Annotated in this window: 18 protein-coding genes; 9 read left to right on the forward strand and 9 right to left on the reverse strand. The window is 71.8% G+C overall.

The genetic code is table 11. From position 1 onward, the window contains the following. The first annotated feature begins 7 nt into the window (after positions 1-7). Entirely contained in the window at positions 8-1,075 is a 1,068-nt protein-coding gene (moaA, locus tag HUS56_RS00085) for a GTP 3',8-cyclase MoaA (protein ID WP_173921373.1), read from the forward strand. After that, positions 1,068-1,388: a MoaD/ThiS family protein gene (locus HUS56_RS00090; RefSeq protein WP_371808277.1), complete on the forward strand. Its 321-nt coding sequence runs from the start codon at positions 1,068-1,070 to the stop codon at positions 1,386-1,388. The genes moaA and HUS56_RS00090 overlap by 8 nt, the downstream gene beginning before the upstream one ends. A gap of 21 nt (positions 1,389-1,409) precedes the next feature. Here HUS56_RS00090 and HUS56_RS00095 read toward each other — a convergent pair whose 3' ends face one another. Continuing rightward, the gene (locus HUS56_RS00095) at positions 1,410-2,177 is read right to left on the reverse strand and encodes a hypothetical protein (protein ID WP_254431210.1); all 768 of its coding nucleotides are present in this window, start codon (positions 2,175-2,177) and stop codon (positions 1,410-1,412) included. Between the two features lie 245 nt (positions 2,178-2,422). Between HUS56_RS00095 and HUS56_RS00100 the strand changes: the two genes are divergently transcribed. Further along, the gene (locus tag HUS56_RS00100) at positions 2,423-3,397 is read left to right on the forward strand and encodes an AraC family transcriptional regulator (protein ID WP_173921374.1); all 975 of its coding nucleotides are present in this window, start codon (positions 2,423-2,425) and stop codon (positions 3,395-3,397) included. A 15-nt stretch (positions 3,398-3,412) separates the two neighbouring features. On the opposite strand, the gene HUS56_RS00105 is transcribed toward HUS56_RS00100, so the two are convergent. Genes HUS56_RS00105 through HUS56_RS00120 form a run of 4 tightly spaced genes read right to left on the reverse strand, consistent with a single transcriptional unit; the run spans position 3,413 to position 7,350 of the window. Beyond that, the gene (locus tag HUS56_RS00105; RefSeq protein WP_173921375.1) at positions 3,413-3,832 is read right to left on the reverse strand and encodes a molybdenum cofactor biosynthesis protein MoaE; all 420 of its coding nucleotides are present in this window, start codon (positions 3,830-3,832) and stop codon (positions 3,413-3,415) included. Further along, the gene (gene moaCB / locus HUS56_RS00110; RefSeq protein WP_173921376.1) at positions 3,825-4,907 is read right to left on the reverse strand and encodes a bifunctional molybdenum cofactor biosynthesis protein MoaC/MoaB; all 1,083 of its coding nucleotides are present in this window, start codon (positions 4,905-4,907) and stop codon (positions 3,825-3,827) included. Before moaCB ends, HUS56_RS00105 begins: the two co-directional genes overlap by 8 nt. Next, a complete protein-coding gene (glp, locus tag HUS56_RS00115; protein ID WP_173921377.1) occupies positions 4,904-6,106 on the reverse strand; it encodes a gephyrin-like molybdotransferase Glp in 1,203 nt (400 codons plus the stop codon). The genes moaCB and glp overlap by 4 nt, the downstream gene beginning before the upstream one ends. Beyond that, the gene (locus HUS56_RS00120; RefSeq protein WP_173921378.1) at positions 6,106-7,350 is read right to left on the reverse strand and encodes a ThiF family adenylyltransferase; all 1,245 of its coding nucleotides are present in this window, start codon (positions 7,348-7,350) and stop codon (positions 6,106-6,108) included. Before HUS56_RS00120 ends, glp begins: the two co-directional genes overlap by 1 nt. A gap of 101 nt (positions 7,351-7,451) precedes the next feature. Between HUS56_RS00120 and HUS56_RS00125 the strand changes: the two genes are divergently transcribed. From HUS56_RS00125 to HUS56_RS00140, 4 genes are read left to right on the forward strand one after another with little or no spacing between them, the layout of a single operon-like run. Beyond that, positions 7,452-7,868, forward strand: a complete 417-nt coding sequence (locus HUS56_RS00125; RefSeq protein WP_173921379.1) for a molybdopterin-binding protein — start codon at positions 7,452-7,454, stop codon at positions 7,866-7,868. Positions 7,869-7,879: 11 nt separating this feature from the next. Beyond that, positions 7,880-8,668, forward strand: a complete 789-nt coding sequence (gene modA, locus HUS56_RS00130; RefSeq protein WP_173921380.1) for a molybdate ABC transporter substrate-binding protein — start codon at positions 7,880-7,882, stop codon at positions 8,666-8,668. Then, on the forward strand, positions 8,668-9,486 hold the full coding sequence (locus HUS56_RS00135) for an ABC transporter permease (RefSeq protein ID WP_173921381.1): 819 nt from the start codon (positions 8,668-8,670) through the stop codon (positions 9,484-9,486). Before modA ends, HUS56_RS00135 begins: the two co-directional genes overlap by 1 nt. Beyond that, positions 9,483-10,238: an ABC transporter ATP-binding protein gene (locus HUS56_RS00140; protein WP_173921382.1), complete on the forward strand. Its 756-nt coding sequence runs from the start codon at positions 9,483-9,485 to the stop codon at positions 10,236-10,238. The genes HUS56_RS00135 and HUS56_RS00140 overlap by 4 nt, the downstream gene beginning before the upstream one ends. 122 nt (positions 10,239-10,360) lie before the next feature. Here HUS56_RS00140 and HUS56_RS00145 read toward each other — a convergent pair whose 3' ends face one another. Further along, complete coding sequence (locus HUS56_RS00145; RefSeq protein ID WP_173921383.1) at positions 10,361-10,846, reverse strand: histidine phosphatase family protein; 486 nt, start codon at positions 10,844-10,846, stop codon at positions 10,361-10,363. Beyond that, positions 10,843-11,850, reverse strand: coding sequence for an arginase family protein (locus tag HUS56_RS00150; protein ID WP_173921384.1), 1,008 nt, complete (start codon positions 11,848-11,850; stop codon positions 10,843-10,845). Before HUS56_RS00150 ends, HUS56_RS00145 begins: the two co-directional genes overlap by 4 nt. A 135-nt stretch (positions 11,851-11,985) precedes the next feature. Here HUS56_RS00150 and HUS56_RS00155 point away from each other — a divergent pair, with 135 nt between their 5' ends. Both HUS56_RS00155 and HUS56_RS00160 read left to right on the forward strand, forming a co-directional pair. Further along, the gene (locus tag HUS56_RS00155) at positions 11,986-12,807 is read left to right on the forward strand and encodes a helix-turn-helix domain-containing protein (protein ID WP_217423898.1); all 822 of its coding nucleotides are present in this window, start codon (positions 11,986-11,988) and stop codon (positions 12,805-12,807) included. 63 nt (positions 12,808-12,870) lie between these two features. Continuing rightward, a complete protein-coding gene (locus HUS56_RS00160; RefSeq protein WP_173921386.1) occupies positions 12,871-13,452 on the forward strand; it encodes a dihydrofolate reductase family protein in 582 nt (193 codons plus the stop codon). A gap of 139 nt (positions 13,453-13,591) precedes the next feature. Here HUS56_RS00160 and HUS56_RS00165 read toward each other — a convergent pair whose 3' ends face one another. Continuing rightward, positions 13,592-14,578, reverse strand: coding sequence for an NAD-dependent epimerase/dehydratase family protein (locus HUS56_RS00165; RefSeq protein ID WP_173921387.1), 987 nt, complete (start codon positions 14,576-14,578; stop codon positions 13,592-13,594). Positions 14,579-14,728: 150 nt separating this feature from the next. Continuing rightward, complete coding sequence (locus HUS56_RS00170) at positions 14,729-17,587, reverse strand: cation-translocating P-type ATPase (RefSeq protein WP_173921388.1); 2,859 nt, start codon at positions 17,585-17,587, stop codon at positions 14,729-14,731. Between the last annotated feature and the right edge of the window lie 130 nt (positions 17,588-17,717).

Consider the following 17,717-nt stretch of genomic DNA (forward strand, 5'->3'; position numbering starts at 1 on the left):
TGGAGGTATGACCACGCTCGCACTCGGCATGCCGACGGTGCGGCGGTCGCCCGCCGAGGCCCCGCCGACTGACGGCCGGCCCGACGTGCCCGGGCTCATCGACCGCTTCGGCCGCGTCGCCCACGACCTGCGGATCTCGATCACCTCGGCGTGCTCGCTGCGCTGCACCTACTGCATGCCGGCCGAGGGCCTGCCCGTCATCCCGCGCGACGAACTGCTCTCCGCGACCGAGATCGCGCGACTCGTCGGTATCGCCGTGCACGACCTCGGGGTCCGCGAGGTGCGGTTCACGGGCGGTGAGCCGCTCACCCGCGGCGACCTCGTCGACATCATCGCGTTGAGCGCTGCGGCAGCGCCCGGAACCCCGCTCTCCATGACCACCAACGGCATCGGACTCGATCGCTCGGCGCAGGCGCTGAAAGACGCCGGCCTCGCGCGAGTCAACGTGTCGCTCGACACCCTCGATCGCGAGCACTTCACCCGCCTCACCCGGCGCGACCGCCTGCCCCGTGTGCTCGACGGCATCGCCGCGGCCCACCGGGCCGGTCTCGGCCCGCTGAAGATCAACGCGGTCGCGATGCGCGAGACGCTGCACGATGCGCCGGCACTGCTCGCCTGGGCGATCGACCACGGATGCCGCCTCCGCTTCATCGAGCAGATGCCACTCGATGCCGACGAGACATGGAAGCGCGACAACATGGTCGCCGCCGAAGAGCTGCTCGAGGTGCTTCGCACGCGGTTCACGCTGGAAGCGGCCGGACGCGACGACCCGTCGGCACCCGCCGAGGAGTGGCTCGTCGATGGCGGACCGGCCACGGGCGGCATCATCGCGTCGGGGACCCGGTCGTTCTGCTCTGCGTGCGATCGCACCCGCCTGACGGCTGAGGGCACCGTGCGCTCGTGCCTGTTCGGCGACGACGAGACCGACCTGCGTGGCATGCTGCGAGCCGGGGCGTCCGACGCCGAGCTCGCCGACCGGGGGCGGGCGGCCATGTGGGGGAAGCAGGCGGGCCACGGCATCGACGCCGCCGACTTCGTGCGGCCCGCACGTTCGATGGGAGGAATCGGTGGTTGAGGCATCCGTGGGCGAGGCATCCGTGGTCGAGGCATCCGTGGTCGAGGCATCCGTGACGGCACGGACCGCAGTGCTGGTGCGCTATTTCGCCGCGGCGGCCGAGGCGGCCGGACTCGAGGAGGAGTCCCTGGCGACCGACGCCGCCGGCACGACGGTCGGCGAGCTCAAGGAGTTCCTGGTCGCCCGCTACGGCCACGCGATGGCGCGGGTCGTCGCGAACGGTTCGTTCCTCGTCGACGGGGTCGTGCACCGCGACAGTGCCGCCCCCCTCGGGGCGCAGGTGGACGTGCTGCCCCCCTTCGCCGGCGGTTGAGCGGCGAAGGGGAGCCGACGATCAGGCCGCGATCCGGCCCTTGACGAGGGCGGCGATCGTGGTCTCGATCGGCGTGTCGACGTCGATCGCGCGTTCCGCGCGAGGTGCGAGCAGCCCGCTCGCGTCGGCGCGGTAGAGCGCGGCGAGGCTCTCGGCCGCGTGCGGACGGAATCCGGCGTCGGTCAGCGCGGGCACCCACGCGTCCTCGGGAAGCACGACCACGTCGAGTTCCCGTCCGAGCGCCGATCCGAGCACGCGCGCGACCTCCCGCTCGGAATACGCAGGCCCGCGCACGTCGATCGCCGCACCCGCGGCATCCGGCGACCTCAGCGCCCGGGCGGCCGCGACCCCGAGGTCGCGGGTGGCCACCATCGGAACGGGGATGTCGGCCGACGCGGCGAAGACCGGGTACACGCCGGCGCGCGCCGCCTCGATGAGATCGCCGACCTTCTCCTGGAAGTGCCCCGACCGGAGTGCGGTCAGCACGGTTCCCGTCGACCACAGGGCCTGCTCCATTCGGTGCAGACCCGAGATGGGGCCGGTTCCCTCGGCGAGGTCGGCTCCCCCGGCCGAGAGCATCACGACGTGCGGAACACCGCTGTCGGCGACCGCCCCCGCCACCGATGCCGTGATCACGTCGGCGTAGGCGTCGAGGTCGTCGACCGTGAGGTCGAACGGGAGGAGCGCGAAGAAGCCGTCGCACCCCTCGATCGCCCGCTGCAGCGCTCGTCGATCGGGCGAGGTCGACGACGCGGGCCTCGGCGCCCTGCCGGATCCATTCCGCGGCACGTCGGTGGTCTCGAACGAGGACCCGCACCGCCGCGCCCTCGGCGAGCAGCTCGCGTGCCGTTGCCGATCCGACGCGTCCCGTTGCTCCTGCTACTGCATACATGTTCCACTCCTTCATCGAGGTTGTTCGTGCAACCGACGGTAGGAGGACCCGAGCGGTCGCACCATGCCGGAAGATCCGCGATCCTTGCTCATTCGTCCAGCGCTCGAGGACGTTCGATGAGGACAGCGGGCAGAATCGAGGTATGGATGCCACACCACCGTGGGAAGGCCGCGACCGCATCGCGCGAGTCCTGCAGACGCTGCGGATGCGCGGGGTCTTCTACTGCCGGTCCGAGCTCACCGAGCCGTGGGGCCTGGAGATGCCGGCGATCGCCGACTCGGTGAGCTTCCACGTGCCGACGACCGGCTCGTGCTGGCTGCGCGTCGACGGCGCCGACCCCGTGGAGCTCCGGGCCGGCGACCTTGCGCTCGTGCCCCGCGGCCGTGGCCACGACATCATGAGTGCGCCCGGCATCGGGCCGTCACCCCGAGTGGATCGGCTTCCGCAGCAGTACCTGGGCCCGCACTACTCGGTGCTCCGGCACGGCGGGGGCGGGCGGGCGACGCGTCTGATCTGCGGGATCGTCGCGTTCGATGACCCTGCCGCCCGCGAACTGGTCCGCGGACTGCCGAGCGTGCTGACGGTGCGCGGCGATGCGCCCGCCATGGCGTCGTCGATCCGCGACACCCTCCGACTCATGGCCGACGAGCTCACCCGCGCCCAGCCCGGCGCGGAGGCGGTGGCGACGCGGCTCGCCGACGTCCTCGTCGTGCAGGCCATCCGCGCCTGGCTGTCAGATGATCCCACCGGTCGCGACGGCTGGCTGCTGGCGCTGCAGGACGACCGGATCGGCCGCGCGCTCGAGGCGATGCACGCCGAACCCGGCCGCGACTGGAGCCTCGAACAGCTCGCACGCGCAGCCACGATGTCGCGGTCCTCGTTCAGCGCGCGATTCTCGGGGATGCTGGGCGAGGCGCCGATGGCCTACCTGACGCGCTGGCGCATGACCGTCGCGGCAGGCCGGTTGCGCGATGATCATGCCACGGTGGCACAGGTCGCCGCCGAACTGGGCTACCAGTCGGAGGCGGCCTTCACCCGAGCGTTCGCCCGCACGATGGGAACGACGCCGGGTGCGGTGCGCCGGCAAGCGCTCTCGGCGTCGAGCGCCGCCGTCTGAGTCGGAGCGCCTGAGTCAGAGGTTGACCCACTCCGTGGTGCCGCCCTCGAGGTGCTGGCGCTTCCAGATCGGCGTGCGCTCCTTGATGCGGTCCACGAGCAGCGCGCACGCCGCGAACGCCTCGGCACGGTGCGGGGCGGCGACGGATGCCACGAGCGCGACATCCCCGATCGTGAGCGCCCCCACCCGGTGCGCGGCGGCGACGCGAAGCCCGGTCTCGCGGGCGACCTGGACGCACGTCTCGCGGAGGAAGCGCTCGGCCTCGGGGTGCGCCTCGTAGTCGAGCGCGGTGACGGATGCGCCGTGGTCGTGATCGCGGATGATCCCCTCGAACGTCACGACGGCGCCATCCTGCCGCGTGGTCACGAACGCCTCGATCGCCGACCGGACGATGCGCTCGGACGTCACCAGCGCGAGGACCTCGGGTTCAGTCATCCGACGCCTCCTCATCCGCTGACGCCGCCTCGGCCATGTCGGCCTCGGGCACCGAGGTGTCGCGCGGCCCGTGGTCGCCGCCCGCGACCTGGTCGAGCAGGTGGGGGAGCAGGTCGTCGAGCACCCGGAGCCCGTCGGCCACGCCACCACGCGAGCCGGGCAGGTTCACGACCACGGTGCGTCCGGCGACCCCGGCGAGCGCGCGGCTCAGCGCGGCAGTCGGCGTGGCGACGCGTCCCGCGCTGCGGATGGCCTCGGCCACGCCGGGCAGGTCGCGATCGAGCACGGCGAGCGTCGCCTCGGGGGTCTCGTCGCCGGGGTTCACGCCGGTGCCGCCGGTGGTGATGAGCACGGCCGGCGACCCCGCGACCGCGCGGCGCATCGCGTCGGACACGTCGGCGTCGGCGACGACCACCGGCTCGCCGGGGTCGAATCCGCGTTCGCGAAGCCAGGCGGCGATGACCGGTCCGGTGAGGTCGTCGGCCACTCCCTCGGCGGCTCGTGTCGAGACCACGAGCACGGTCGCCGATCCCGCGGGTCGAGGAGCGCCCGCCGCAGCCGGTCGCGTCTCGAAACCCGCCTCGTCCTCGCCACCCGACCCCGCGGCATCCGCTCGCCAGACCCCGCCCTTGCCGCCCCGCTTCTCGACGAGCCGGATGCCGCCGAGCTGTGCCGCCGGGTCGACGGCCTTCCCCATGTCGTGCAGGGTGAGGCCGGCGAGCGCGACCGCGGTGAGCGCCTCCATCTCGACGCCGGTACGCGCGGTCGTCGACGCGGTCGCCCGGATGGTCACGGCGGCCTCCTCGAAGCCGAAGTCGATCGACACCGCGTCGAGGGGCACGATGTGCGCGAGCGGAATGAGCTCGCTCGTGCGCTTGGCCGCCGAGATGCCGGCGATGCGAGCGGTCGGCAGCACGTCGGCCTTCTTCAGGCCGTCGCTGCGGACGAGCGCGACGACCTCGGCGGTCGTGTCGAGGCGGCCCTCGGCGATGGCGACCCGGCGGGTCACGGGCTTGGCGCCGACGTCGACCATGCGAGCACGGCCGTCGTCGTCGAGGTGGGTGAGCGAGGTCATAGTTCCACGGTATCCACGAGCGCGCCCGCGTCGAGGACTTCGACCTCTTCGGGCACGACGATGAGCAGGTCGGATGCCGCGAGCGCCGCCACGAGGTGCGATCCGGGCCCACCGACCACGACCACCCGGCCGTCGGCGGTGCGGCGGCCGCGCAGGAACTGGCGCTTGCCGGCGACCGACCGCAGCGGCTCCGCGAGCTCGAGCCGCGCGTGCTCCGCTGGTGGGAGCCCGGCGATCGCCCGCATCGTTGGAGCGACGAACAGCTCGAACGAGAGTTGCGCACTCACCGGATTGCCCGGGAACCCGATGACCGGCATGCCGCGATACGCGCCCGCCGCCTGCGGCCCGCCCGGCTGCATCGCCACGGTGCCGACCCACCCGCCGAGCGGCACCACCACCTCGCGGACCACCTCGTAGGCGCCCATCGAGACGCCGCCGCTCGTCAGCACCAGTTCGGCACCGGCGTCATGGGCGGCATCGAGTTCGCCCCGCAGCCGGTTCGCATCGTCGCGGACCCGCCCCTCGTGCACGACCACCGCGCCGGCCGCGCGCACCGCAGCGACGAGTGCGACGCCGTTCGCGTCGGGGATCTCCCCCGGGCCGAGCGCCTCGCCCGGCGCCACCAGTTCGCTGCCGGTGCTGATGACCGCGACCCGCACGCGCTCGCGCACCAACACATGGGTGAGGCCGGATGCCGCGACCGCCGCGAGATGGCGCGACGCGAGCCGGATGCCGGCAGGCAGCACGTCCTCGCCGGCGGCGAGGTCGGAACCGGCCTCGCGCACGTACTCCCCCGCCCGTCGAGGACGCAGGACGAGCACACCGACCACGTCGCCACCGACCGGCTCGGTGTCCTCGACGGGCACGACCGCGTCGGCACCGTCGGGCAGCATCGCGCCGGTCATGATGCGCGCGGCCGTGCCGGGCACGAGCGGTGCCGGCACTCCGGGCGCCGCGGCGATCTCGCCGACGATCGGCAACGAGACCGGGGCATCCGTCACGTCATCGGCACGCACCGCGAAGCCGTCCATCTGCGAATTGCGGAAGGGAGGCAGGGCGACCGGCGACTCCACGGGCGACGCGGTGATGCGACCGAGCGCGCCGGCCAGCGCGACCCGCTCCGTCGGACGAGCCCCGAGCCCTGCGAGCAGTGACCGCACGAAGGCGGCGTGCTCGTCGACCGGGATGCGGTCGGTCATCAGTACCGCGCGACGTTCGGGTCGACGGTGCGCGACCACGCCTCGATTCCGCCCGCGAGATGCCTCGCGTTCGAGATTCCGGCCGCGTCGAGCAGGTCGAGGGCGCGTGCCGAGCGGACCCCGTGGTGGCAGTATGCGATGACGGATGCCGCGCCGCGGAGTTCCACGGCGCGGGCGCCGAGCTCTCCCAACGGGATCAGCGTCGAACCCGGGATCGACGCGATCTCGGCCTCCCACGGCTCGCGCACGTCGAGGAGGAGCGGAGCGTCGTCGCGCTCGAGCTCGGCCGCCACCTCCTCGGCCGACATGTCACGCGATCTCGTGGGTCGGGCCACTGCTGCGGGTCGAGGAGCGCCCGGCGTAGCCGCCCCTGCGGGTCGAGGAGCCGGCGCAGCCGCCCCTGCGGGTCGAGGAGCGCCCGGCGTAGCCGGCCCTGCGGGTCGAGGAGCGCCCGGCGTAGCCGCCTCTGCGGGTCGAGGAGCGCCCGGCGTAGCCGGACGCGTCTCGAGACCCACCCCCGTTTCCGCGCGCCGATACACGATCTCGCGCGTACGCCCGGTCAGGCCGTCGAACACGGCGACCCTTCCGAGGAGCGGCTCGCCCACGCCCGTCAGCAGCTTCAGCGCTTCGCCCGCCATGAGACCGCCCGTCACCGTGCACACGGTGGGCATGATGCCGTCGATCTCGCAGCTCAGGCCGCCGTCGGCGGGCGGCTCGGGGAAGAGATCGCGGTACGAGATGCCGTGCGCGTCCCAGGCGACGCCGACCTGTCCTGAGAACCGGGCGGCGGATCCCCACACGAGCGGAATCCCGAGACGGGACGCCGCGGCATCCGCTGCATACGTCGTGGACAGGTCGTCGGTGCCGTCGACGATGAGCTCGGCCCCGGCGAGGATGTCGGCGGCGTTCGGGGCGTGGACCCGCCTCGCCAGAGTGACGACATCGGTGTCGGGGGAGAGGGCGGCTGCGGCATCCGCTGCCGAATCGACCTTGGGGCGGCCGATGTCGGCGGGCATGTGGATGGTCTGGCGGTGCAGGTTCGTGAGGTCGACGTCGTCGTCGTCGACGAGCACCAGGGTGCCGACGCCGGCGGCGACCAGGGCCGGCACGACGAAGCTGCCGAGCCCGCCGGCTCCGAGCACGACGACGCGCGCCTCGGCGAGTCTGCGCTGGGCGTCGGGGCCCCATCCCGGCAGCACGCGCTGGCGGGCGTAGCGGGGCGAGTCGGGGTCGATCGGGGCCATGCCTCGATTCTCTCAGGCTTTACGGGGGAGCATCCTCGGGCGTCGGCTCGCCGCTTTCGCGGCTATGCTACCGGCATGGACACGCATGTGCGGATGCAGCCGTGACGCGGTTCCGCATCAGCGAGGCGGCCGCTCTACTCGGCGTCAGCGACGACACCGTACGCCGCTGGTCCGCTCAGGGCCGCCTCGCAACCACGCGCGGTGCGAACGGCATGCTCGTCGTCGAGGGCACCGACCTGGTGCCGCTCATGGCCGAGGCCGGCACGGGCACCGCGCTCGCGGAGGCGTTCCCGCTTGCCCGCGCGTCGGCCCGCAACCGGTTCGTCGGACTCGTCATCCGGGTACAGCGCGACGGCGTCATGGCGCAGGTCGACCTGCAGGCCGGGCCGTTCCGGGTCGTCTCGCTCATGAGCCGGGAGGCCGCCGACCAGCTCGGCCTCGAGCCCGGCATGCTGGCGGCCGCGAGCGTCAAGGCGACGAACGTCGCCATCGAACTGCCGCCGGGGTCCGGCACATGATGAACACATGGATGCCGCGGCGCATCGCAACGACGCTCGCCGTGCTCCTCGCTGCCGCACTCGGCGGGTGCGCATCGAACGCAGGGGGCTCCGGGGCTACGTCGGGCACGGTCACCTCGGAGGCCGACCCGGCGACGATCACCGTGTTCGCTGCGGCATCCCTCACCGAGGCGTTCGACGAGCTCGCAGCACAGTTCGAGGTGGAGCATCCGTCGGTCGAGGTCGTGCTCGACTTCGGCGGCAGCGGAACGCTCGCCCAGCAGATCGCCGAGGGCGCGCCGGTCGACGTCTTCGCGTCGGCCGCCGAGCCGCCGATGCAGTCGGTCGTGGATGCCGGGCTCGCCGTCGACCCCGCCGTGTTCGCCACGAACACGCTCGAACTCGTCGTGCCGGCCGGCAACCCCGCCGCGGTGACCGGCCTCGACGACCTGGCGAACTCCTCGCTGCGCGTGGCGCTCTGCGACGTCTCGGTGCCGTGCGGAGCCGCATCGGAGCAGCTCCTCCGGCAGCAGGGCGTGACCGCCGCACCCGACACGCTCGAGTCCGATGTGAAGGCGGTGCTCACGAAGGTGTCGCTCGGCGAGGTCGATGCGGCCCTCGTCTATCGCACCGACGTGCGTTCGGCGGGTGGCTCGGTCGAGGGCATCGAGGTTCCAGACGCGGCATCCGTCGTCAGCCGGTACCCGATCGCTGCGCTGACGGATGCCGCTGAGCCCGCGACGGCGGCCGCCTTCGTGGCGTTCGTGGCCGGCGCCGAGGGCCGAACGGTGCTCGACCGGTTCGGGTTCGGAGCGCCGTAGTGGCGCGGACGACCGCGCACGCCCCTGGCCGGCTCGCGTGGCCGGTGGCGGTGCTCGCCATCGCTGGGCTGGCGGTGCTGGTGCTCCCGATCATCGCGCTGATCGTGCGTGCGCCGTGGGCGGACCTGCCCGAACTGCTCGTACGCGAGTCCGTGATCGCGGCGCTGGTGCTCTCATTCGGGACGGCGATCATGGCGACCGCGGTGTGCCTCGTGCTCGGCGTCCCGCTCGCGGCCCTGCTGGCGCGTGCCACCGGATGGCCGACGCTCCCCCGCCGGCTGCTTCGGGCCGCGGTGACGGTGCCCCTCGTGCTTCCCCCGGTGGTCGGCGGCATCGCGTTGCTGCTCCTGCTCGGACGCCGGGGACTCGTCGGCTCAGCGCTCGAACAGTGGTTCGGGCTCACGATCCCGTTCACGACCGGCGCCGTGGTGATCGCACAGGTGTTCGTGTCGCTGCCGTTCCTCGTGTTCGCGGTCGAGGGTGCGTTGCGGTCGGCCGACCGGCGGACCGAGCTCGCCGCCGCCACCCTCGGCGCCTCTCGGTGGCAGGTGTTCCGGCACGTGACGCTGCCGCTCGTGGCGCCCGGCGTCGCGGCCGGCGCGGTGCTGTGCTTCACGCGAGCCCTCGGCGAGTTCGGCGCGACGATCACCTTCGCCGGTTCGCTGCCCGGCGTCACCCGCACCCTGCCGATCGCGAGCTACCTCGCGATGCAGACCGACCCCGCCGAGGCGGTCGCACTCGCGCTGCTGCTGCTCGCGGTGTCGATCGGGGTGCTGCTCGGGCTGCGCGATCGATGGCTTCCAGGGGTCCGCGGATGACGGCGACGGATGCCGCGCGCGACGGCGGTGCGGCACCGGTCCGGCCATCGCTCCACGCCGACGTGGAGGTCGCGCGCGGCGAGCAGCGCATCGCGGCCGCGTTCGACGTGGAGCCGGGGCATCCGCTCGCGATCATCGGACCCAACGGGGCCGGGAAGTCGACGCTGCTCGCGGCCGTCGCGGGGCTGGTTCCGCTCTCGTCAGGGCACGTGTCGATCGGGTCACGAGCCATCGACGGGCTGCCGCCCGAGCATCGCGGCATCGGGGTGGTGTTCCAGGACTACGTGCTGTTCCCGCACCTGAGCGTGCACGATAACGTCGCCTTCGCCGCACGGGTGCGCGGCAGCGCCCGTGCCGCTGCTCGCGCCGCCGCCGAGCCCTGGCTCGAACGCTACGGGCTCGCCGATCTCGCCGACCGTCTGCCCGCGCAGCTCTCGGGCGGACAGGCCCAGCGCGTCGCCCTTGCCCGCGCACTCGCCGCCGACCCCGAGGTCCTGCTGCTCGACGAGCCGATGTCGGCGCTCGACATCGAGATCCGCGACGAGATGCGGGCCGAGCTCGCCACCCACGTGCGCGAGTTCGGTGGGGCGACGGTGCTCGTGACGCACAGCCCGGCGGACGCTGCTGCCCTCGCCGACTCGGTGCTCGTGCTCGAGGCGGGCCGCGTGACGCAGCGCGGCGCGCTGGACGAGTTGCGGGCGTCGCCCGCGACGCCGTACGTGGAACGGATGCTCGCGGCGTCGCCGGAGTGAGGCGCGACGAAATGCATGAGCATCCGCCTCATGGGCTCGACTGACGGTGCAGAGGCCGGATTCTCATGCATTTCGCGAGCCCGCCCTGCCGGCCGCCGCCGGCACAGCAGCAGGCCGGCGCCCTACGACCGCGGTGTATCCACCCACACGCTGGTGGGCAGGGCATCCTCCAGCTCGTACCAGGCGTCGACAGCGAACGTGTACTCCGCGACCGCACACGTCGGCATCTCGTGGATCTCCTCCGAGAAGCGATGCGCGAGCGACGCCATCTCGGGGTTGTGCCCCACGACCATCGCCACCGACAGGTCGCCGTCGAGCTCGCCCACCACACGGAGCACCTCATCGGCGGATGCCGCGTAGAGCCGCTCATCGGTGATGACCCGGGCGGCGCCGAAGCCGATCGCCTCGGCGATGAGCTCGGCCGTCGTGCGCGCCCGCACGGCGGTGCTCGAGAGGATCACGTCGGGGGCGACACCGCGTTCGGCCAGCCGCCGTCCCATCTCGGGCGCATCCCGCTGCCCGCGGCCGTTGAGCGGTCGCTCGTGATCGTCGAGGCCGTGATGGCCCCAGTCGGATTTGGCATGACGGACGAGCAGGAGCGTCTTCATGGGTCGAGTCTGCCACCCGGGGCCAGGTCGCGTGCCCGAAGCCCGGCGGCGAACTCGAGCACGCAGATCGCGGCGAGTCGCACGGTGCGCTGGTCTGCGGCATCCATCGTCGCATCGATCTCGACCAGGTCGGCGCTGCGAACGCGGTCATCGGATGCCGCGGCGCGCACGAGTGCCCGCAGCTCCCACGCCGTGAGCCCGCCGGGCACCGAGGCCGGGCACGCCGGAGCGACCGAGCGGTCGCACGCGTCGACGTCGACGTCGAGGTGGACCGGGCCTCCGGCGGCGCCGGCGATGTCGAGCGCCTCGGCCATGACGTCGGCCGGGCGCCGGCCGTGCAGCTCATCGCGGTGGATCACGGTGATGCCGAGCTCGAGCGCGCGCCTGGCGTACGCCGCCGAGTTCGCGAAGTCGGCGATGCCGATCTGCACGATGCGGCGCGGATCGAGCCCCGCCTCGACGAGCCGGCGAACGGGTGATCCGTTCGACACGCCATCGCGCAGGTCGTAGTGCGCGTCGATGGTGACGAGGCCCGCGCGGTCGAGGTCGTCGCCCCAGGCGCCGAGCGCGGTCGCGACGGTGACCGAGTTGTCGCCGCCGAGCGCCATGAGCGTGGCCGCCCGCTCGAGTGCCGCCCCGACCGCCGCCTTCGTCCGCGACTCCCCCTCGTGCCTGTCGGGCTCGTCGATGTCGCCGGCATCCGCGAACCGCAGCTCGTCGAGGTCGACGGGGTCGGATGCCTCGGCGCCGATGCCGCGGTCGACGGCCGCGCGCCGATCGGGCATGAGCGCGGGGCTGTACCGTCGCAGCGCCTCGCGGATCGCGGCCGGGGTGGCGTGCGCGTTCGTCGGTGACAGCGACGTGCGCCAGGCTGGCACCCCCAGGATCGCGAGGTCGACGGATGCCGCGGGCTCAGCTGGTGCCTGAGCCTGTCGAAGGGCCGGCAGCGGCGCCCACCCGCCCGCGCGGGGCCACAGGGGATCGTGCGAAAGCGTCGTCGCCATGCTCACGACGGTAGCCGATCACCGAGGCGCCGGATCGGGGCGCCTCCGGTCAGTGGCGTCGGCTCGATGCTTGCGGCCGCGCGTGATGTCAGATGGGCCGTCGGGGATGATGTCAGTGTGGAGTATGTGTCCAGGGTGCCCGGTCCGCCGCTGGACGGGCTGATCGACGACCTCTACTACCTGGAGGGCGCGCCGCCGTACTCCCGGTTGATGCTGCCGGCGGCGCCCGCGCCCTTGCTCATCGTCAACCTCGGGGCGCCATTCGTCATCCGCGCAGGCAGCCACGCAGTAGCCGTGGAATACGCCGACGGCTGCGCGGTCGCCACGCCCACCCGTGCGTGGGAGTTCGGCTACCCATCTCCGACTCGGTCCGTGGGCGTCCACTTCAGGCCGTGGGGGCTCGCACCGTTTCTTCCGATGCCCGCGGCCGAGTTGTGCGACCGTCCGGCGACGGTGGAGCAGATCTGGGGCCGGCCCGCCATCTCGGAGTTGCGACGCCGACTGATCGCGGCGCACGCACCGCACGAGATGCTGATGTTGCTCGAGGAGGAACTGGTTCGGCGGCTGCGCGCGATCAACGGCCTGGGCATCGTCCGCCACATGAGCAGCGCCATCGCGGAGACCGGCGGAGCGGTGCCGATCCGCGACCTCGGCGTGGCAGCCCACGCGAGCAGCACGTACTTGGCGAGGCGGTTCAAGGAGGTCATCGGCGTCACGCCGAAGCGGCTGGCGCGAAGCTACCGATTCACCGCCACCGTGTTGGCGATCGACGTGGCCGCACCTGTCGACTGGGGCGACGTTGCCGCTGGCGCAGGCTACTTCGACCAGGCCCACTTCGTCCACGAGTTCCGGGAGTTCACCGGGCTCACGCCGACGCGGTATGTCGAAGTCCGGCAGCGCTTTCTCCGCGAGCATCCCGACCACGCGCTTGAGGGCTGGCCGCTGCCGGCCGATTGATTTCTTACAAGAGGGACCACACGCGACGCACGAGACTTGGGACTCCGAACGGAGGAGGAACTCATGGGGAAAGTGGTCATGAATGCGTCGGTCTCGGTGGATGGGTTCATTGCGGCTGAGAACGACGATCCCGGTCCCCTGTTCGAATGGTTGGTCAGCGGTGACGTGCCGTTGGACGACAGCGGCGTCCTGAACGTGTCGCAAGCGTCCTACGAACACATCCGGCCGTACTGGGACCAGATCGGGGTGACCATCGCCGGCCGCCACGTCTTCGACATCACGGACGGCTGGGACGGCAAGCCTCCGAGCGGGATCGACCACGTCGTCGTCGTGACACACCGGCCGACGCCCGAGGGCTGGGGCCCCAACGCGGCGTTCCACTTCGTCGACGGCATTGAGGCTGCCGTGACCATGGCGAAGGAGCTCGCGGGTGACCGCACTGTCGAGGTCGCAGCAGGCGACGTCGGCGGCCAGGTGCTCGCCGCGGGTTTCGTCGACGAGGTACGCATGGACGTCGCACCCGTCGTGCTCGGGTCCGGCAAGCGCTACTTCGGCTCCGTCGTTTCGCAGCACCTGCTCGAAGACCCAGATGTCGTTGTCCTGGGCAACCGGGTGCTTCATCTCCGCTATAGGGTGCGCCGTTGACGATCGGATGTGGGACCGTGAAGGATCCCGCTGATGCGGGACCGGTGGCATCTCGGGTAGACGATCCCGACGCCGCTCGCCGTCGCGGCCTTCGCCGCCGTGGCGCTCGCGGCCGTGACTCCGACCGCGGTCGCCTGACTCAGCCGCGGAGCACCGCCAGCAGTTCGCGCTCCCGTGCGGCGCTCAGCCCAGCGCCGCGCTCACGCTCGAGTCCCTCGCCTCGCTCCCACTCGAGCACCTCGGCGAGCAGTTGCTCGACAGGGCGCAGGCGCAGCCCGGCCGCCTTGGCCGCCGCGTTGGAACGATCCTGGAACGCGCTCCACGACGGGTCGATGATCCAGAGCGGAAGAGACTCCGGCCCCGACCATTCCGCAACACCCTGCGCCTCCAGCCACGCCGACGGCGCCGGCACCACGTCTCCGCGATGTCCGCCGACCTCGCGTGAGAGCTCGAGCCAGTCGCCGAACGTTCCGCGATCGCCCACCGCGTTGAACGCACCGGTCAGCCGCCGCTCGATCGAATCGAGCGTGAACCGCACGAGGTCGTCGATGTGGATCGCCTGCACCGCGGCATCCGGAATGTCGGGCACCAGCATCGGCTCGTCATCGCGAGCCGCACGCGCGACCCAGTATCCGGTACGACCTGAGGCGTCGCCCGGCCCCGCGATCAGCCCCGGGCGGATGACGAGCAGTCGCTCGCCGACGGCCTCGCGGTACGCGAGCTCGATCGCCGACTTCGCCTCGCCGTACGTCTCGGGCGTGGACTCGCCGGCCTCGAGCGGCGGCATCAGAGCAGCGGATTCGTCGGCAGCCGGCTGATCGTGCGCCGCGTAGACGTTGCCCGACGAGATGAAGGTCCAGTGCGCGGCGTGCGGGCCGAGCTCGGCCGCGGCACGACGCGCGAAACCGGGCTGCCGGGTGACGTCGATCACGGCGTCCCAATCGTGCCGCACGACCTCGTCGTAGGCCCCGGGCCGCGAACGATCGGCGCGTACGAGCACGCTCCCGTCGGCGGCAGCTCCCGCCTCACCGCGGGCGAGCGACGTCACCCGATGTCCGCGGGCGATCGCCTGCTGCGCGAGACGGCGTCCGAGCCACTGGGTGCCACCGAGGATGAGGATGTCCATTCCGAGATCACATCACGATCGGATGCCGCGGTCTCGCGTGTTCTCGTAGCGCGAACCACTGCGGTGATCGAGTAGCGACCGGCGAAGCCGGACGCGTATCGAGATCGGACGGAGCCGCTGGGTCTCGATACGCGCGCCTTGCGGGCGGCGCTACTCGACCACCGAACGGCGTCGCCGCTCCAGCACCCGGATGCCGACCTTCCGAAGCTCCTCGACCCAGAGCACGATCGACGCCATCGCGGCGCACACGAGCCAGTGCGCTCCGTCGAGCGATGCCGTGCCGAACGCCACCTGCAGCGGCGGCAGCAACACGACGGCGACCTGCAGCACGACGGCGAGCACCACGGCCCCCCACAGCCATCCGTTCGCGAACAGCCCGCGGAACGCGCTCGACGAGGCTGAGCGAGCATTGAACGCGGTGAACAGCCCCGCGAACACGAGCGTGGTGAAGCCGGCGGTGCGGGCCACCTCGAGCGTGTCCGTGCCGCCCGGGATCAACCCGCCGGGCAGGAAGATGTCCATCGTCAGCAGCGTGATGACCGAGATCACCAAGCCCGTCACGGCGATCCCGATCCACATGCCGGTGTCGATCGCGCGGTCGTGCAGTCCTCGCGGCGGGCGGGCCATGACGTCGTCGATCTCGGGATCGACGCCCATCGCCAGCGCAGGCCCCGAATCGGTGACGAGGTTGATCCAGAGGATCTGCGTCGCGAGCAGCGGCAGCACGAGCTCGCCCTCGGATGCCGCCGAGAGCCCCAGCACGCCGGCGAACACGATGCCGAAGAACACGGTGAGCACCTCGCCCATGTTCGAGTAGAGCAGGTACCGCAGGAACTTGCGGATGTTGTCGAAGATCACCCGCCCCTCGCGCACGGCGTGCACGATGGTCGCGAAGTCGTCATCGGCGAGCACCATCTTCGCCGCCTCTTTGGTGACCTCGGTGCCCGTGATGCCCATCGCGACGCCGATGTCGGCGGACTTCAGCGCGGGCGCGTCGTTCACGCCGTCGCCGGTCATGGCCACGATGTGCCCGTCGGCCTGCAGCGCGTCGACGATGCGCAGCTTGTGTTCGGGCGCCACGCGCGCGAACACCGACACCTCACGAACGGTCTCGCGGAGCCGCTGCTCGTCCATGCCATCGAGCTCGACGCCCGGCAGCGCCACCCCGTCCTCGGGGATGATGCCCAAGTCACGAGCGATGCGCGCTGCCGTCGCGGGATGGTCACCGGTGATCATGATGACCCGGATGCCGGCGGTATGCGCCTCGGCGATCGCGGGTCGTGCCTCGGGGCGAGGCGGGTCGATGATCCCGACGACGCCGGCGTACACGAGGTCGTGCTCGTACGACTCGTCGATCGGCGGCCGGTCCTCGCCGCCCGACATGTTCTGCAGCTCGGGCGCCGGACGGTACGCGACGCCGAGCGTGCGGAACGCGGCATCCGACAGCGCCTCGACGGCGGCGAGCGCACGTGCCCTGCGTTCCGCGTCGAGCGGCACGGTGGCATCGCCGACCTGCACGTGCGAGCAGTGCTCGAGCAGTACGTCGGGCGCACCCTTGCTGAAGAGGAGCACCGCACCGTTCTCATGCCGGTGGGCGGTCGACATCATCTTGCGCTCGGAGCTGAACGGCACTTCCCCCACACGGCCGTAGTGCGAGGTGCGCTCGATCGTCCCCTCGAGCTTGCGGGCCGCGACCAGGAACGCCGCCTCGGTCGGATCGCCCTGGATCTCCCACTCACCGTCGTGCTCGGCGAGCTGCGCGTCGTTGGCGAGCGATCCGGCACCGAGTACGAACTGCGCCTCGCGGTGCAGTTCGCCCTCCGTGACCTCCGATCCGCCGCTCGTGGCACGACCGACGGGCGCATAACCCACGCCGCTGAGATCGACGGTGCCCGACGCCGTGACGACCCGCTCGATCGTCATCTGGTTCGTCGTGAGCGTGCCGGTCTTGTCGGTGCAGATGACGGATGCCGACCCCAGCGTCTCGACGCTCGAGAGGTTCTTCACCACCGCGTTGCGCTTCGCCATGCGCTGCACCCCGAGCGCGAGCACGACGGACAGCACGGCCGGGAGGCCCTCGGGCACGGCCGCCACGGCGAGGGAGACGCCGAGCAGCAGCACCTGCACGAAATCCGTCGGCGTGCTGATGCCCTCGAGGAGCGCGATCGTGATCATCACGACGAGGGCGATCACCACCACGATGCGACCCAGCAGCTTGCCGAGGTGGTTGACCTCGTTCTGCAGCGGTGTGGGCTCCTCGACGGTCTCGTCGAGCATGGTCGCGATGGCACCCATCTCGGTGGACATGCCGGTCGACGTGACGATGGCGCGCCCGGTTCCGCGGCTGACTGCCGTGCCCTTGTAGACCATGTCGGTGCGATCGCCCAGCGGGATCGCCTCCGAGCGCTCGATCGTTGCGGGGCGCTTCTCGACGGCGGCGCTCTCGCCGGTGAGGGACGCCTCCGCGACACGAAGCGCGTTCGCACGGAACAGGCGGCCGTCGGCTCCGACCTGGTCACCCTCGGCGAGCACGAGGATGTCGCCGGGCACGAGTTCCGCACTCGGCACCGAGGTCAGTTCGCCATCGCGCAGCACCGTCGACTGGGCGCGGGTCATCACCGAGAGCGCCGCCACCGCGTTCTCGGCGCGGGCCTCCTGGATGAGGCCGAGCGCCGCGTTGAGCAGGATGATCGCGAGGATCACGATCGCGTCGATCGGCAGGCCGTCGGCTCCCTCGAGGAGCCACGCGATGAACGAGATGGCGACGGCGACGAGCAGCAGCAGGATGAGCGGGTCGGTGAACTGAGCGAGGATCCGCCGCCACAGCGGATTGCGCCGGGTGCTGCGCAGCTCGTTCGGGCCGGCCTCGGCGAGCCGCCGGGATGCCTCTTCGCTCGAAAGGCCGCGGTCGGGGTCGACGCCGAGAGCGCGTGCGACGGCTGCGGCATCCGTTCGCACCGGATCAGGCACATCGGGCAGGTCGATCGAGGCCTCCGAGCGATTCGGCATGCCCTCATCCTCTGGGTGCCGGTTCACCTCCGCAAGGACGGAATACCCGGCTGGGGTATCTGGTTGCAGCCAGCATCAGGGAGGACAATCGATGCACATGACCGGCGACGACATACACGAACGCGGGCAC

Source organism: Agromyces sp. Marseille-P2726, assembly GCF_902809835.1.
Lineage (GTDB): Bacteria > Actinomycetota > Actinomycetes > Actinomycetales > Microbacteriaceae > Agromyces.